This window comes from Salmonella sp. 741265073_HBA, assembly GCF_046569105.1.
Taxonomy (GTDB): Bacteria; Pseudomonadota; Gammaproteobacteria; order Enterobacterales; family Enterobacteriaceae; genus Salmonella; species Salmonella enterica.
This window is the reverse complement of sequence record NZ_JBKFRY010000006.1, coordinates 74779-88803: the sequence shown is the minus strand read 5'-3', so window position 1 is coordinate 88803 and position 14025 is coordinate 74779. Positions and strand designations below refer to the sequence as shown.

Genomic DNA, 14025 nt, shown 5'->3' with positions numbered 1-14025 from the left:
CTTTTGTGATCTTGCTCCGGCGTCAATGGCGCAGTCATGACCATACTTGACTTCAGCGCCATTGAAGGAGGGAGACACCATGTCCTGGCAAACACATACCGTCTTTAATCAACCTGCTCCGCTCAATAACAGTAACTTATTCCTGTCTGATGGCGCGCTGTGTGAAGCGGTTTCCCGGGAAGGCGCGGGATGGGATAGCGATCTTCTCGCCAGTATTGGCCAACAACTGGGAACGGCGGAATCACTGGAACTGGGGCGTCTGGCGAACGCGCATCCTCCTGAGTTGCTGCGTTACGATCCCCAGGGACAGCGTCTGGATGACGTTCGCTTTCACCCCGCCTGGCACCTGTTGATGCAGGGGCTTTGCGCTAATCGGGTACATAACCTGGCCTGGGAGGAAGAGGCAAGGGCGGGAAGTTTTGTCGCCCGGGCGGCGCGTTTTGTATTACATGCTCAGGTAGAAGCGGGAACACTCTGTCCTGTCACGATGACCTTTGCCGCGACACCGTTGCTATTGCAGATGCTTCCCGCCACTTTCCATGACTGGCTGGTGCCGCTGCGCAGCGATCGCTACGATTCGCATTTGCTGCCGGGCGGGCAAAAACGGGGCCTGCTTATCGGCATGGGAATGACGGAAAAGCAGGGCGGATCGGACGTACTCAGTAATACGACCCACGCGGAGCGGCTGGCGGATGATTCATATCGGCTGGTGGGACATAAATGGTTTTTCTCTGTGCCGCAAAGTGATGCGCACCTCGTGCTGGCGCAGGCAAAAGGAGGACTATCCTGTTTCTTTGTGCCGCGTTTCCTGCCAGACGGGCAACGGAACTCTGTTCGTCTTGAACGCCTGAAAGATAAACTCGGTAATCGATCTAATGCCAGCGCCGAAGTCGAGTTTCAGGATGCCGTCGGCTGGCGGCTGGGAGAAGAGGGCGAAGGGATTCGGCATATCTTAAAGATGGGCGGTATGACGCGTCTTGACTGCGCGCTCGGGAGTCATGGCTTAATGCGGCGCGCATTTTCAGTCGCGATTTACCACGCTCATCAGCGTCAGGCTTTTGGTAAGCCGCTGATCGAACAACCGTTGATGCGACAAACCTTAAGTCGTATGGCGTTATGCCTGGAGGGGCAGACGGTGCTTTTGTTTCGGCTGGCGCGCGCCTGGGAGCAACGTCGCGAGGCGAAAGAGGCATTATGGGCGCGATTATTCACGCCAGCGGCGAAATTCGCCATCTGTAAGCAGGGAATCCCTTTTGTGGCTGAGGCGATGGAGGTTCTCGGCGGGATGGGGTATTGTGAAGAGAGCGAACTCCCGCGCCTGTACCGTGAAATGCCGGTGAACAGTATCTGGGAAGGTTCCGGCAATATCATGTGTCTGGATGTACTGCGGGTGCTGACAAAACAACACGGCGTCTATGACGTATTGAGTGAAGCTTTTGCGGAAGTCAAAGGTCAGGATCGCCATTACGACCGCGCGGTACGTCAGCTACAGCAACGTTTACGCAAACCGGACGAAGCAATGGGCAGAGAGATTACGCAGCAGCTTTTCTTGCTGGGATGCGGAGCGGAAATGCTGCGTCATGCCTCGCCGCCGCTGGCGCAAGCGTGGTGTCAGATGATGCTGGATACACGCGGCGAAATGCCGCTGCCTGCCCAGGTGCAAAATGATTTACTGTTAAGGGCGACCGGGGGACTGCGGTAACGTTTGACCTGTAGTACATGCCATCCGGCACGAGCCACGCGGCATCAGGCATAGAGTATCGCCTGTACGCGCCAGTTATCCGACTGTTGTTCTTCATACATTTGAATAATTCTGTACCAGGACGCACCCTGTTCATCGGCTTTCAGGGCGATAATCCGCTCCACATCCTGTGGGTTTCCTGCAACATTACTGACCGAGATCAGGCCGATTTCATTCAGACCCGTTACGCAGTCAGCACTGGCGAATTCGGCAGACTGTGCCGTCGTACTCACCAGTCCGGCAGAAAGCAGCAGTGAGGATAAGGCAAGTTCTTGTTTCATCGTCAGCTCCTTATTACATACCCCGCATTTAACAGGACGCTCCATCACGGTAAACCTGTTTGTGTATTGTGCACAGGTAAACGCATAGGGGCGCAAAGCAATGTAAAACTGACTAAAAATCAATCTACTGTTATTGACGATACAAAATGGCTTGTGAATACCACTGGCCGGTTACAACCGTTTCATCAACCATTAAGATAACGTAATAATCGGCTTTCGCAGCGACGGCTTTCGCTCTGATTTCATCTATAGCATCATCCGGGGAGCCCCGAACCAGCGCGCTTACGGTCCCCATCCGCTGTAGTCCTTGCGTTTGATCGCGACGGATTTCCTGCGGGTGATCGGCGACAGGCGGCGCAGGTTGCGGCGTACCCTGCAGCACGCTACACGCGCTTAATAACAGCGCTGCTATCAATGAAGCAAACCGACGCATAACTCTATCTCGTTTCCTGATAATCATAGTGTAATGCCTTATTGATTTCCCTTTAGGGGGAATGTTCCCGAAGTGTTATCTGTCACGCGATTTTCGAATGAAAACGTTGCGAAAGCGTAACCCAGTTCTCAAACATTATGAATTATTGCGCTATCCATAAACTTGCGTTAAGTATTTTTCCGTGGCATACCGGATAAAAAGGAGAGAATAATGATAGCGATTGAAACACGACAATTAGCCGGAGGCGTCGTACTACATGCCTTCCCGGAAGGGAAACGCGCCGTGCCGCTTCCCTGTGTGGTGTTCTATCATGGCTTCACCTCCTCCAGCCTGGTTTATAGTTATTTTGCCGTTGCCCTGGCACAGGCAGGATTCCGGGTAGTCATGCCGGATGCGCCGGAGCATGGCGCTCGCTTCGGCGGCGACTCACAGGGACGGATACACCGATTCTGGCAGATTCTGCACCAAAACATGCAGGAATTTACGACGTTACGTGTGGCGATTCAGGCGGAAAATTGGCTACTTGACGGGCGGTTAGCGGTGGGCGGCGCATCCATGGGCGGTATGACGGCGCTGGGCATTATGACACGTCACCAAGAGGTAAAATGCGGGGCCAGTTTAATGGGGTCGGGCTATTTTACCGGGCTCGCCCGGACGCTTTTCCCGCCGTTATCCCCGCAGAACCCGGTACAGCAGGCGGAATTCGACAATATCATCGCGCCGCTACGTGAATGGGAAGTCACACACCAGTTAGAGCGACTGGCCGACAGGCCGCTTCTGTTGTGGCATGGTCAGGAGGATGACGTGGTGCCTGCTATCGAAACCTTCCGGCTCCAGCAGGCACTCGCCGGGGCGAAGCTGGATAAGCATGTGACCTGTTTATGGGCCGCAGGCGTGCGGCATCGCATTACGCCAGAAGCGTTGTCGGCGACGGTAGCGTTTTTCCGACAGCATCTTTAAACGCGGAGTATGCTTACACCCTGGGCTTCAAGCTGTTGCAAAACTTGCGGATTGGCATTTTTGCCGGTAATCAGCATAGCGATCTGATCGGCGCGGCTGAACAGCATTCCCGCGCGCTCGCCAATTTTACTGCTATCGACCAGCGCGACCAGTTTCCCGACGACGCTGAGCATTTTTTGTTCCGCCATGGCGGTTAGCATATCGGTTTTGTACAGGCCATCCGCAGTTAAGCCCTTTCCGCTGGTAAACATCCAGTGGCCAGCATAGAGACTGTTTTCGCTTCCCTGCGGGCTCAGGGTAATCGACTGGCTTTTGTTGTACTGACCCCCCATGATAATCACGCTGTCATGCTCTTGATCGATCAGATAATTCGCCAACGGCAGATAGTTGGTAATGATTTGTACCGGCTTCCCGCACATTTCGCGCCCCAGCAGGAAAGCGGTGGAGCCGCAGTTAATCACTACGCTTTCACCCGGGTTTACCAGCTGCGACGCCGCTTTCGCGATGCGTACTTTTTCATCGTGGTTTTGCGCCTGGTGCAGATTCATCGGCGTCCAGCGGGGCCGTTGTTGGGTAATGGCCTCTGCACCGTTGCGCACTTTTTTAAGTTTCCCGCTTTCGTCGAGCTTGTTGATGTCGCGGCGCGCTGTCGCCGGGGAGATCCCCAGACGCTCAATCACGTTTTCGACGGTAACAAAGCCCAACTGTGCCAGCATATCCAGCAGTATTTGATGTCTTTGTGCTTCAGTCATGAGCTATTCCGATACAAATTGATTTGAAAAGATGATATTTGAAATAGCCTGGAAATACTAAAGTAAATGGAAAAAATGCCGGGTAATCCCGGCATGATATCGACTCACAGGAAGGATTTGAACGGTAGATCGGGTTCAATGGTAAAGCAATCGTCAAACCCACGCGGATAGTGGTATTCGAAATTGTCTTTATCCAGCGGCCAGGTAAACTTGCCGCCAACCTGCCAGATAAACGGTTTAAAACCATACTTCAGGCGATCTTTCTTCATTTCCCATAGCACGCGGATCTCTTGCGGATCGGCCTGGAAGTTCGACCAGATATCGTGATGGAACGGGATCACCACTTTGGTATTCAGCGATTCCGCCATGCGTAAAATATCCGCGCTGGTCATTTTGTCCGTAATACCGCGCGGGTTTTCACCGTAAGAACCGAGCGCGACATCAATTTGATGTTCGTTGCCGTGTTTCGCGTAGTAGTTGGAATAGTGAGAATCGCCGCTGTGATAGAGATTGCCGCCCGGCGTTTTAAACAGATAGTTAACCGCGCGTACATCCATGCCGTCCGGCAGTACGCCAGCGGCTTTCTGATCGGCGGGCAGGGTGATTAATGCGGTGCGGTCAAAGGCATCAAGCGCATGAATTTCAATATCTTTCACTTTCACGACATCGCCCGGTTTTACCACGATGCAGCGTTCTTTCGGCACGCCCCAGCCAACCCATAAATCCACGCAGGTCTGCGGGCCGATAAACGGAACATCATCGGCGCAATTCTGCATTACGGCAGCCGCGACATTGACGTCAATGTGATCGTTATGGTCGTGGGTCGCTAGTACGGCGTCAATCTGACGGATAGCGAAAGGATCGAGAACAAACGGCGTGGTGCGCAGGTTAGGCTGTAATTTTTTGACGCCAGCCATACGCTGCATCTGATGGCCGGTTTTCATCAACGGATTACCGTGGCTCTGTTTACCGGTACCGCACCAGAAATCGACGCATACGTTAGTGCCGCCTTCAGATTTTAGCCAGATACCGGTACAGCCCAGCCACCACATAGCGAACGTACCCGGCGCGACCTGCTCTTGCTCAATCTCTTCGTTCAGCCAGCTTCCCCACTCCGGAAACGTGCTCAGAATCCATGATTCACGCGTGATGCTTTGTACTTTACTCATCGCATTTACCTTCATGTTTGTTCAAAATGGTTCAAAACGTGATTTGTTTTGATTAATCCTGACACTATTTTCTCAAGAAGGCAATGGGCTATTTTTTGACTTTTGGGTAGGGGAGAACGCAGCCAGAAGAAAACTTAATCTTTTCTGGCGTCATGAGGATGTATTCATCTTTATGATTTTACTTATTTTAATGAAGAAATGAGTTATTTATAAGTAAACCATGTATTAAGTGTGCTAATTATTTGCGCGCTACGTCACATTTAATCAAATTCAATCTTGTTGTGATTACTTTTGAAAATTACAGTGGAGGGACATTATTCTGAGCGCCTGCGACTCAGCAACCTTGTCTACCGGAGATCGTTATGGAGATCCTCTACAACATCTTTACCATTTTTTTTAATCAGGTAATGACCAATGCCCCGCTATTACTGGGTATTGTGACCTGCCTGGGCTATATCCTGCTGCGTAAAAGCGTCAGCGTGATCATCAAAGGGACGATCAAAACCATCATTGGCTTCATGCTGCTACAGGCCGGGTCCGGCATTCTGACCAGCACCTTTAAACCGGTGGTGGCGAAAATGTCTGAGGTTTACGGCATCAACGGCGCGATTTCCGATACCTATGCTTCGATGATGGCAACGATCGAGCGGATGGGTGATGCGTATAGTTGGGTAGGCTACGCGGTGTTGCTCGCGCTGGCGCTGAATATTTGTTACGTCTTGTTGCGACGCATTACCGGTATTCGCACCATCATGTTGACCGGGCACATCATGTTCCAGCAGGCGGGGCTGATTGCGGTCTCTTTCTATATCTTCGGCTATTCCATGTGGACCACCATTATCTGCACGGCGATACTGGTTTCCCTGTACTGGGGTATTACCTCCAACATGATGTATAAGCCGACTCAGGAAGTGACCGATGGCTGTGGTTTCTCCATCGGTCACCAGCAGCAGTTTGCTTCCTGGATTGCCTATAAAGTCGCGCCGTTCCTGGGCAAAAAAGAGGAGAGCGTTGAAGATCTCAAACTGCCGGGCTGGCTGAACATTTTCCACGACAACATCGTCTCCACGGCGATTGTAATGACCATCTTCTTTGGTGCCATTCTGCTCTCCTTCGGTATCGACACTGTGCAGGCGATGGCGGGCAAAGTGCACTGGACGGTCTACATCCTGCAAACCGGTTTCTCCTTTGCGGTGGCGATTTTCATTATTACTCAGGGCGTGCGTATGTTTGTCGCCGAGCTCTCTGAGGCCTTTAACGGTATCTCCCAGCGTCTGATTCCGGGCGCAGTACTGGCGATTGACTGTGCGGCTATTTATAGCTTCGCGCCTAACGCGGTGGTCTGGGGCTTTATGTGGGGCACCATCGGCCAGCTGATTGCGGTTGGCATCCTGGTTGCCTGCGGCTCCTCGATCCTGATTATTCCTGGCTTTATCCCGATGTTCTTCTCTAACGCCACTATCGGCGTGTTCGCTAACCACTTCGGCGGCTGGCGTGCGGCGCTGAAGATTTGTCTGGTGATGGGGATGATCGAAATCTTTGGTTGCGTCTGGGCGGTGAAACTCACCGGTATGAGTGCCTGGATGGGCATGGCGGACTGGTCGATTCTGGCACCGCCGATGATGCAGGGCTTCTTCTCCCTCGGTATCGCCTTTATGGCCGTCATCATTGTAATTGCACTGGCTTATATGTTCTTCGCTGGCCGCGCACTGCGCGCAGAAGAAGATGCAGAAAAACAACTGGCAGAACAGTCTGCTTAATAAGGAGTTTTGATTATGACCGTACGTATTCTGGCTGTGTGTGGCAACGGACAAGGCAGTTCCATGATCATGAAAATGAAAGTGGACCAGTTTTTAACCCAATCAAACATTGACCACACGGTAAACAGCTGCGCGGTTGGCGAGTACAAAAGCGAGTTGAGCGGCGCGGATATCATCATCGCTTCTACCCATATTGCAGGCGAAATCAGCGTGACCGGCAACAAATATGTGGTTGGCGTGCGCAACATGCTCTCTCCAGCTGACTTCGGCCCGAAACTGCTGGAAGTGATCAAAGAACATTTCCCGCAAGATGTGAAGTAAGGATGCAACATGAAATTACGTGATTCACTGGCGGAGAATAATTCTATCCACCTGCAGGCTGAAGCGAATACCTGGCAGGAAGCCGTAAAAATTGGCGTCGATTTACTGGTGGCTGCCGACGTGGTGGAGCCGCGCTATTACCAGGCCATTCTCGATGGCGTTGAGCAGTTTGGCCCCTATTTTGTGATTGCCCCCGGCCTGGCGATGCCGCATGGCCGCCCGGAAGAAGGGGTCAAGAAAACCGGTTTTTCTCTGGTGACGCTGAAAAAGCCGCTGGAGTTCAACCACGAAGATAACGACCCGGTCGATATTCTCATCACCATGGCGGCGGTCGATGCCAACACTCACCAGGAAGTGGGCATCATGCAGATCGTTAATCTGTTTGAAGACGAAGCCAATTTCGACCGTTTACGCGCCTGCCGTACCGCGCAGGAAGTCCTGGATCTCATTGACCGCACCAACGCGGCAGCTTAAGAAGGAATTGAACATGTCATTACCAATGTTGCAGGTCGCGCTGGACAACCAGACTATGGATAGCGCCTATGAAACCACCCGCCTGATTGCCGAAGAAGTCGACATTATCGAAGTGGGCACCATTCTGTGCGTGGGCGAAGGCGTGCGCGCCGTTCGCGACCTGAAAGCGCTCTATCCGCACAAAATCGTGCTGGCGGACGCCAAAATTGCCGATGCCGGTAAAATCCTCTCCCGTATGTGTTTCGAAGCCAACGCGGACTGGGTGACCGTGATTTGCTGTGCGGATATCAACACCGCAAAAGGCGCGCTGGATGTGGCGAAAGAGTTCAACGGCGACGTGCAGATCGAGCTGACCGGTTACTGGACCTGGGAACAGGCGCAGCAGTGGCGTGATGCAGGCATTCAGCAAGTGGTTTATCACCGCAGCCGTGACGCGCAGGCCGCAGGCGTGGCGTGGGGCGAGGCGGATATTACCGCGATTAAGCGGCTGTCCGATATGGGCTTTAAAGTGACCGTGACCGGCGGACTGGCGCTGGAAGACCTGCCGCTGTTCAAAGGCATTCCGATCCATGTCTTTATCGCGGGCCGCAGCATCCGTGATGCCGCTTCTCCGGTAGAAGCCGCGCGTCAGTTTAAACGTTCCATCGCTCAACTGTGGGGCTAAGGAGCGGATATGTTGTCGAAACAAATCCCGCTTGGCATCTATGAAAAAGCGCTCCCCGCCGGGGAGTGCTGGCTGGAGCGCCTGACGCTGGCAAAAGAACTGGGTTTCGATTTCGTCGAGATGTCGGTCGATGAAACCGATGAGCGTCTTTCGCGGCTTGACTGGAGCCGCGAGCAGCGTCTGGCGCTGGTGAGCGCGGTTGCTGAAACCGGCGTGCGCGTGCCGTCCATGTGTTTGAGCGCGCATCGTCGTTTTCCGCTCGGTAGCGAAGATGACGCGGTACGGGCGCAGGGGCTGGAGATTATGCGTAAAGCGATTCAGTTTGCGCAGGACGTCGGGATTCGCGTCATTCAACTGGCGGGGTACGACGTTTACTATCAGCAGGCCAACGACGAAACGCGTTGCCGCTTCCGCGATGGGTTAAAAGAGAGCGTTGATATGGCCAGCCGCGCCCAGGTGACGCTGGCGATGGAGATCATGGACTACCCGCTGATGAATTCCATCAGTAAAGCGCTGGGCTATGCTCACTACCTCAATAACCCGTGGTTCCAGCTCTATCCGGATATCGGCAATCTGTCTGCCTGGGATAACGACGTACAGATGGAGCTACAGGCGGGAATCGGGCATATCGTCGCGGTACACGTCAAAGATACTAAACCCGGCGTGTTCAAAAATGTGCCGTTTGGCGAAGGCGTTGTCGATTTCGAGCGCTGCTTCGAAACGCTCAAACAGAGTGGCTATTGCGGGCCCTATCTGATTGAGATGTGGAGCGAAACAGCAGAGAACCCGGCGGCAGAGGTAGCGAAAGCGCGTGACTGGGTGAAAGCGCGCATGGCCAGCGCCGGTCTGGTGGAGGCAGCCTAATGCAAAAACTCAAGCAGCAGGTATTTGACGCTAACATGGATTTGCCCCGTTATGGACTGGTGACGTTTACCTGGGGCAACGTCAGCGCTATCGATCGCGAACGCGGGCTGGTGGTAATTAAGCCAAGCGGTGTCGCCTATGAAACCATGAAGGTAGATGACATGGTGGTGGTGGATATGGATGGCAAAGTGGTGGAGGGAGGTTATCGTCCTTCTTCCGATACCGCTACCCATCTGGCGCTGTATCAACGCTATCCGTCGCTTGGTGGCGTCGTTCATACCCACTCCACCCACGCCACGGCATGGGCGCAGGCGGGGATGGCTATTCCAGCGCTCGGCACCACGCACGCGGACTATTTCTTTGGCGATATTCCTTGTACCAGAGCGTTAAGCGAAGAAGAAGTGCAGGGCGAGTACGAGCTGAACACCGGTAAGGTGATCATCGAAACGCTGGGCGAGGTGGAACCGCTGCATACGCCAGGCATTGTCGTGTATCAACACGGGCCGTTCGCCTGGGGGAAAGATGCGCACGATGCGGTACATAACGCGGTCGTCATGGAGGAAGTGGCGCGAATGGCGTGGATTGCGCGCGGTATTAACCCTGGCCTCAACCCCATCGACGATTATCTGATGAATAAACACTTCATGCGTAAGCATGGCCCGAATGCGTATTACGGGCAGAAGTAAAACAACGCTCCGGGATCCTATCCCTCAGGGATGTAATTGGTCAGATTCCGGAGCTTCTTTCATAACACTCTATAGAATCATACTACTGTGTCTATCAACGGATTGTTTGTTAAAACTGACCCACAGCGGCGTCGGTATGGAGTAGCTGCGTTAATTGGTTTTGCAGCGGGTATTATTTCAGCATTTGTAAAATGGGGCGCGGAAGTTCCTTTACCGCCGCGAACGTTTTCCGGCGGGCGCGATGAGTTTAATCCACCGTATATTTTTTTGCGGGATTATTTAGGCATTGACCCAACACAAACGGTTTATACCTTTTCTGAGCATATTATTAACCCTGTGATGGTAACTCACATTATCTTTTCGCTGGTATTCGCAATAGGTTACTGCGTCGTCGCGGAAATTTTCCCGAAAGTTAAATTATGGCAGGGGATACTGGCGGGGCTGATTGTTACGGTTGTCGTGCATGGCATATTCTGCCCGGCGCTGAACTTAACGCCTCCGCTTACACAACTTCCTTTTGACGAGTACGCTTCTGAAATTCTGGGACATGTATTTTGGTTTTGGGTGATTGAATTAATGCGCCGCGATCTGCGAAACCGCATAACGCATGAGCCGGATGCCGAAGTGCCATTAACAACCCGATAAGCGAAAAAAATGCCCCCTGACCAGGGGGCAAAACTATGGCATTTTCCTGATACTAGCGATAAATCTCCGCGCTGGCATGCATGTTGCCGTTACTACCGGGCTCCCGTAACAAAATCGGGTGGTAGTACATTGCGCCTCGCGCATCAGTTTCTTCTTTCAGCGCCTGGCGGGCCTCGCTTTCAGTCGCGAAATTATGGTTTATGTAAATCACGCCTAAGCTCTGTATATCGTCCATATTTCTGGCCTGACGATTATCAATTTCAATGGCTGCCATTGTATTTACGCTGAGCAAAAATCCAGCCAGAAGGGGGAAAATACGGAAGAACATAGTGACCTCCTCGGCGGCGGTTGCTGACCTGGCCCTGCCTCCTTTTTTGTGAACCTCTGATGTTATTTTAATCGCTACCAGCAGGAGCGATAGCGACCATTTCTGATGCAGTTGTTCAAAAAATTACCGCATTTCCCGCTGATGCCTGATAAATCGTCAACTCGCTAGCTGTTATGGTGGTTAACAGGTCGGTATCTCATCCTTAATCTTTTACATTTCAGAACTGATCGGCAGGCACATAAATAATCGAACTATTGCCTTGAGTTTCGCCGGGCGTGTCAGTATTATAACGCGTCATTTTTCAGCCGACCTTTAACACGTTCCTTGCCTCCATGGGCCGCGGCTGACCCAGACAGGAGGCTGAATAATCCGTAAGGAGCAATTCGATGCGTCATTACGAAATCGTTTTTATGGTCCATCCTGACCAGAGCGAACAGGTTCCGGGCATGATCGAGCGTTACTCTGCCGCCATCACTGGCGCAGAAGGCAAGATCCACCGTCTGGAAGACTGGGGCCGCCGTCAGCTGGCTTACCCGATCAACAAACTGCACAAAGCGCACTATGTTCTGATGAACGTTGAAGCGCCGCAGGAAGTGATCGATGAGCTGGAAACTACCTTCCGCTTCAACGATGCCGTTATCCGCAGCATGGTTATGCGTACTAAGCACGCTGTTACCGAAGCTTCTCCGATGGTTAAAGCGAAAGACGAGCGCCGTGAGCGTCGCGATGATTTCGCTAACGAAACCGCAGATGATGCTGAAGCTGGGGATTCTGAAGAGTAATTTCTGATGACCAACCGTCTGGCGTTGTCCGGCACCGTGTGCAGGGCCCTCCTTCGAAAGGTCAGTCCATCAGGAATTCCGCATTGCCAGTTCGTGCTTGAGCATCGTTCTGTGCAAGAGGAAGCCGGCTTTCACCGGCAGGCGTGGTGCCAAATGCCCGTTATTGTTAGCGGACACGAAAACCAGGCCATTACTCACAGTATAACGGTCGGCAGCCGCATAACCGTTCAGGGGTTTATCTCTTGCCACAAGGCAAAGAACGGTCTGAGCAAAATGGTTCTGCATGCCGAGCAGATTGAATTGATAGATTCTGGAGACTAGCCATATGGCACGTTATTTCCGTCGTCGCAAGTTCTGCCGTTTCACCGCGGAAGGCGTTCAAGAGATCGACTATAAAGATATCGCTACGCTGAAAAACTACATCACCGAAAGCGGTAAGATTGTCCCAAGCCGTATCACCGGTACCCGTGCAAAATACCAGCGTCAGCTGGCTCGCGCTATCAAACGCGCTCGCTACCTGTCTCTGCTGCCGTACACTGATCGCCATCAGTAATCGGTCACGGTCCATTAATACGACTTTGAGAGGATAAGGTAATGCAAGTTATTCTGCTTGATAAAGTAGCAAACCTGGGTAGCCTGGGTGATCAGGTTAACGTTAAAGCGGGCTATGCTCGTAACTTCCTGGTACCACAGGGTAAAGCTGTTCCGGCTACCAAGAAAAACGTTGAATACTTCGAAGCACGTCGCGCTGAACTGGAAGCTAAACTGGCTGACGTTCTGGCTGCTGCAAATGCACGCGCAGAGAAAATCAACGCCCTGGAAACCGTTACTATCGCGTCTAAAGCAGGCGACGAAGGTAAACTGTTCGGTTCCATCGGTACTCGCGACATCGCTGACGCTGTGACTGCAGCTGGCGTTGACGTGGCTAAGAGCGAAGTTCGTCTGCCGAACGGCGTTCTGCGTACCACTGGCGAACACGAAGTGAACTTCCAGGTTCACAGCGAAGTATTCGCAAAAGTTATCATCAACGTGGTTGCTGAGTAATCAGGCATTCTCGTTTTTGCTAGCAACGAAACGTCGGCCCAGCGCCGACGTTTTGCTTTTTTAACCCCATCGCTTTTCGACTGGCTATCTCCCCCTCTTTTCGCGATAATCAAAAATAAAACATTATTTTAATTTCTTGGTGAAAGAATGGATACCCAACGCCAGGCCTCCCCGTTTGCCCGCAAAAACGTCGTTTATGTGTGTGCCGCATTTTGTTGCCTGCTATGGGGCAGCGCTTATCCAGCCATCAAAAGCGGTTATGACCTCTTTCAGATAGCCACCGACGATATCCCTTCTAAAATTGTTTTTGCTGGTTATCGTTTTTTGTTTGCGGGTGTGTTGCTGCTACTGTTCGCGCTGCTTCAGCGTAAACCGATTGGTCGGTTTCGTCCGCGCCAGTTTGCTCAGTTAACGTTACTGGGGCTGACTCAGACGTCGCTGCAATATCTCTTTTTCTATATCGGCCTTGCGTTCACCTCCGGCGTGAAAGGCTCAATCATGAACGCGACAGGCACATTCTTCAGCGTATTGCTGGCGCACTTTATTTATCAGAACGACCGATTGAGCTACAACAAAACGCTCGGCTGTATTCTGGGCTTTGCGGGCGTCATGGTGGTGAACGTCAGCAACGGCCTGGATTTCAGCTTTAATCTGCCGGGAGAAGGCTCCGTGGTGCTGGCGGCGTTTATTCTTTCTGCGGCCACGTTGTATGGCAAACGTCTCTCGCAGACGGTCGATCCGATGGTCATGACTGGCTATCAATTGGGGATTGGCGGTCTGGTACTGGTCATTGGCGGTTACGTTTTTGGCGGTACGCTGACGATACATGGCTTCTCGTCGGTGGCGATTTTAGTCTACCTGACGCTGCTCTCGTCGGTCGCTTTTGCGCTATGGAGCATTTTACTCAAATATAATCGCGTGGGGATGATTGCGCCGTTTAACTTTCTGATCCCGGTTTCTGGCGCGGCTCTTTCGGCTATTTTTCTCGGCGAGAATATTCTGGAGTGGAAATACATGATTGCGCTGGTGCTGGTGTGTTCGGGGATTTGGTGGGTGAATAAGGTGAAGCGGTAATGCTTCACCTGAACGAATAGGGTATAGACGGGGTAAGGCGCAGCCGG

At 52.4% G+C, this 14025-nt stretch carries 19 protein-coding genes; 14 read left to right on the top strand and 5 right to left on the bottom strand.

The genetic code is table 11. The features are described from left to right. The first annotated feature begins 79 nt into the window (after positions 1-79). A complete protein-coding gene (locus ACLD3P_RS10660) occupies positions 80-1702 on the top strand; it encodes an isovaleryl-CoA dehydrogenase (RefSeq protein ID WP_411006521.1) in 1623 nt (540 codons plus the stop codon). Between the two features lie 44 nt (positions 1703-1746). Here ACLD3P_RS10660 and yjfN read toward each other — a convergent pair whose 3' ends face one another. Next, complete coding sequence (gene yjfN, locus ACLD3P_RS10655) at positions 1747-2022, bottom strand: DUF1471 family protease activator YjfN (RefSeq protein WP_001518964.1); 276 nt, start codon at positions 2020-2022, stop codon at positions 1747-1749. 130 nt (positions 2023-2152) lie between these two features. Beyond that, entirely contained in the window at positions 2153-2482 is a 330-nt protein-coding gene (gene bsmA, locus ACLD3P_RS10650; protein ID WP_000586836.1) for a biofilm peroxide resistance protein BsmA, read from the bottom strand. 183 nt (positions 2483-2665) lie between these two features. Here bsmA and yjfP point away from each other — a divergent pair, with 183 nt between their 5' ends. Continuing rightward, entirely contained in the window at positions 2666-3415 is a 750-nt protein-coding gene (gene yjfP, locus ACLD3P_RS10645; protein WP_411006520.1) for an esterase, read from the top strand. Here yjfP and ulaR read toward each other — a convergent pair. Then, positions 3412-4167, bottom strand: coding sequence for an HTH-type transcriptional regulator UlaR (gene ulaR, locus ACLD3P_RS10640; RefSeq protein WP_000133618.1), 756 nt, complete (start codon positions 4165-4167; stop codon positions 3412-3414). The two genes, yjfP and ulaR, sit on opposite strands and share 4 nt — an antisense overlap. A gap of 104 nt (positions 4168-4271) precedes the next feature. Beyond that, complete coding sequence (ulaG, locus tag ACLD3P_RS10635) at positions 4272-5336, bottom strand: L-ascorbate 6-phosphate lactonase (protein ID WP_000049161.1); 1065 nt, start codon at positions 5334-5336, stop codon at positions 4272-4274. Between the two features lie 362 nt (positions 5337-5698). Between ulaG and ulaA the strand changes: the two genes are divergently transcribed. The 7 genes from ulaA (at position 5699) to ACLD3P_RS10600 (ending at position 10750) form a co-directional block, all read left to right on the top strand. Further along, a complete protein-coding gene (gene ulaA / locus ACLD3P_RS10630) occupies positions 5699-7096 on the top strand; it encodes a PTS ascorbate transporter subunit IIC (protein ID WP_000404876.1) in 1398 nt (465 codons plus the stop codon). Positions 7097-7111: 15 nt separating this feature from the next. After that, entirely contained in the window at positions 7112-7417 is a 306-nt protein-coding gene (gene ulaB / locus ACLD3P_RS10625) for a PTS ascorbate transporter subunit IIB (RefSeq protein WP_000218358.1), read from the top strand. Positions 7418-7426: 9 nt separating this feature from the next. Further along, complete coding sequence (gene ulaC, locus ACLD3P_RS10620; protein WP_411006519.1) at positions 7427-7891, top strand: PTS ascorbate transporter subunit IIA; 465 nt, start codon at positions 7427-7429, stop codon at positions 7889-7891. A 13-nt stretch (positions 7892-7904) separates the two neighbouring features. Next, on the top strand, positions 7905-8555 hold the full coding sequence (gene ulaD, locus ACLD3P_RS10615) for a 3-keto-L-gulonate-6-phosphate decarboxylase UlaD (RefSeq protein WP_023216462.1): 651 nt from the start codon (positions 7905-7907) through the stop codon (positions 8553-8555). 9 nt (positions 8556-8564) lie between these two features. Continuing rightward, on the top strand, positions 8565-9419 hold the full coding sequence (gene ulaE, locus ACLD3P_RS10610) for an L-ribulose-5-phosphate 3-epimerase UlaE (protein WP_000949550.1): 855 nt from the start codon (positions 8565-8567) through the stop codon (positions 9417-9419). Continuing rightward, positions 9419-10105 carry an L-ribulose-5-phosphate 4-epimerase gene (locus tag ACLD3P_RS10605; RefSeq protein ID WP_001170769.1) on the top strand — a complete coding sequence of 229 codons (687 nt, stop codon included), beginning with the start codon at positions 9419-9421 and terminating at the stop codon, positions 10103-10105. Before ulaE ends, ACLD3P_RS10605 begins: the two co-directional genes overlap by 1 nt. An 87-nt stretch (positions 10106-10192) precedes the next feature. Then, positions 10193-10750 (top strand): YagU family protein, encoded by a 558-nt coding sequence (locus tag ACLD3P_RS10600; protein ID WP_108638564.1) that lies wholly within the window; start codon positions 10193-10195, stop codon positions 10748-10750. A 52-nt stretch (positions 10751-10802) separates the two neighbouring features. Here ACLD3P_RS10600 and yjfY read toward each other — a convergent pair whose 3' ends face one another. After that, positions 10803-11078, bottom strand: a complete 276-nt coding sequence (gene yjfY, locus ACLD3P_RS10595; RefSeq protein ID WP_000466074.1) for a DUF1471 family protein YjfY — start codon at positions 11076-11078, stop codon at positions 10803-10805. A 386-nt stretch (positions 11079-11464) separates the two neighbouring features. Between yjfY and rpsF the strand changes: the two genes are divergently transcribed. From rpsF to ACLD3P_RS10570, 5 genes are all read left to right on the top strand, one after another. Next, a complete protein-coding gene (rpsF, locus tag ACLD3P_RS10590; RefSeq protein ID WP_001216673.1) occupies positions 11465-11860 on the top strand; it encodes a 30S ribosomal protein S6 in 396 nt (131 codons plus the stop codon). 6 nt (positions 11861-11866) lie between these two features. Next, positions 11867-12181 (top strand): primosomal replication protein N, encoded by a 315-nt coding sequence (priB, locus tag ACLD3P_RS10585; protein WP_411006518.1) that lies wholly within the window; start codon positions 11867-11869, stop codon positions 12179-12181. 4 nt (positions 12182-12185) lie between these two features. Further along, positions 12186-12413, top strand: a complete 228-nt coding sequence (gene rpsR / locus ACLD3P_RS10580; protein ID WP_000135199.1) for a 30S ribosomal protein S18 — start codon at positions 12186-12188, stop codon at positions 12411-12413. 41 nt (positions 12414-12454) lie between these two features. Continuing rightward, entirely contained in the window at positions 12455-12904 is a 450-nt protein-coding gene (gene rplI, locus ACLD3P_RS10575; RefSeq protein WP_001196065.1) for a 50S ribosomal protein L9, read from the top strand. A 147-nt stretch (positions 12905-13051) separates the two neighbouring features. Beyond that, the gene (locus tag ACLD3P_RS10570) at positions 13052-13978 is read left to right on the top strand and encodes a DMT family transporter (RefSeq protein ID WP_024797775.1); all 927 of its coding nucleotides are present in this window, start codon (positions 13052-13054) and stop codon (positions 13976-13978) included. Positions 13979-14025: the final 47 nt, after the last annotated feature.

Bases quoted from the DNA above. Each gene is read 5' to 3' on its own strand.
- ACLD3P_RS10660 (WP_411006521.1), top strand. From the start codon at position 80: ATGTCCTGGCAAACACATACCGTCTTTAATCAACCTGCTCCGCTCAAT.
- yjfN (WP_001518964.1), bottom strand. From the start codon at position 2,022: ATGAAACAAGAACTTGCCTTATCCTCACTGCTGCTTTCTGCCGGACTG.
- bsmA (WP_000586836.1), bottom strand. From the start codon at position 2,482: ATGATTATCAGGAAACGAGATAGAGTTATGCGTCGGTTTGCTTCATTG.
- yjfP (WP_411006520.1), top strand. From the start codon at position 2,666: ATGATAGCGATTGAAACACGACAATTAGCCGGAGGCGTCGTACTACAT.
- ulaR (WP_000133618.1), bottom strand. From the start codon at position 4,167: ATGACTGAAGCACAAAGACATCAAATACTGCTGGATATGCTGGCACAG.
- ulaG (WP_000049161.1), bottom strand. From the start codon at position 5,336: ATGAGTAAAGTACAAAGCATCACGCGTGAATCATGGATTCTGAGCACG.
- ulaA (WP_000404876.1), top strand. From the start codon at position 5,699: ATGGAGATCCTCTACAACATCTTTACCATTTTTTTTAATCAGGTAATG.
- ulaB (WP_000218358.1), top strand. From the start codon at position 7,112: ATGACCGTACGTATTCTGGCTGTGTGTGGCAACGGACAAGGCAGTTCC.
- ulaC (WP_411006519.1), top strand. From the start codon at position 7,427: ATGAAATTACGTGATTCACTGGCGGAGAATAATTCTATCCACCTGCAG.
- ulaD (WP_023216462.1), top strand. From the start codon at position 7,905: ATGTCATTACCAATGTTGCAGGTCGCGCTGGACAACCAGACTATGGAT.
- ulaE (WP_000949550.1), top strand. From the start codon at position 8,565: ATGTTGTCGAAACAAATCCCGCTTGGCATCTATGAAAAAGCGCTCCCC.
- ACLD3P_RS10605 (WP_001170769.1), top strand. From the start codon at position 9,419: ATGCAAAAACTCAAGCAGCAGGTATTTGACGCTAACATGGATTTGCCC.
- yjfY (WP_000466074.1), bottom strand. From the start codon at position 11,078: ATGTTCTTCCGTATTTTCCCCCTTCTGGCTGGATTTTTGCTCAGCGTA.
- rpsF (WP_001216673.1), top strand. From the start codon at position 11,465: ATGCGTCATTACGAAATCGTTTTTATGGTCCATCCTGACCAGAGCGAA.
- priB (WP_411006518.1), top strand. From the start codon at position 11,867: ATGACCAACCGTCTGGCGTTGTCCGGCACCGTGTGCAGGGCCCTCCTT.
- rpsR (WP_000135199.1), top strand. From the start codon at position 12,186: ATGGCACGTTATTTCCGTCGTCGCAAGTTCTGCCGTTTCACCGCGGAA.
- rplI (WP_001196065.1), top strand. From the start codon at position 12,455: ATGCAAGTTATTCTGCTTGATAAAGTAGCAAACCTGGGTAGCCTGGGT.
- ACLD3P_RS10570 (WP_024797775.1), top strand. From the start codon at position 13,052: ATGGATACCCAACGCCAGGCCTCCCCGTTTGCCCGCAAAAACGTCGTT.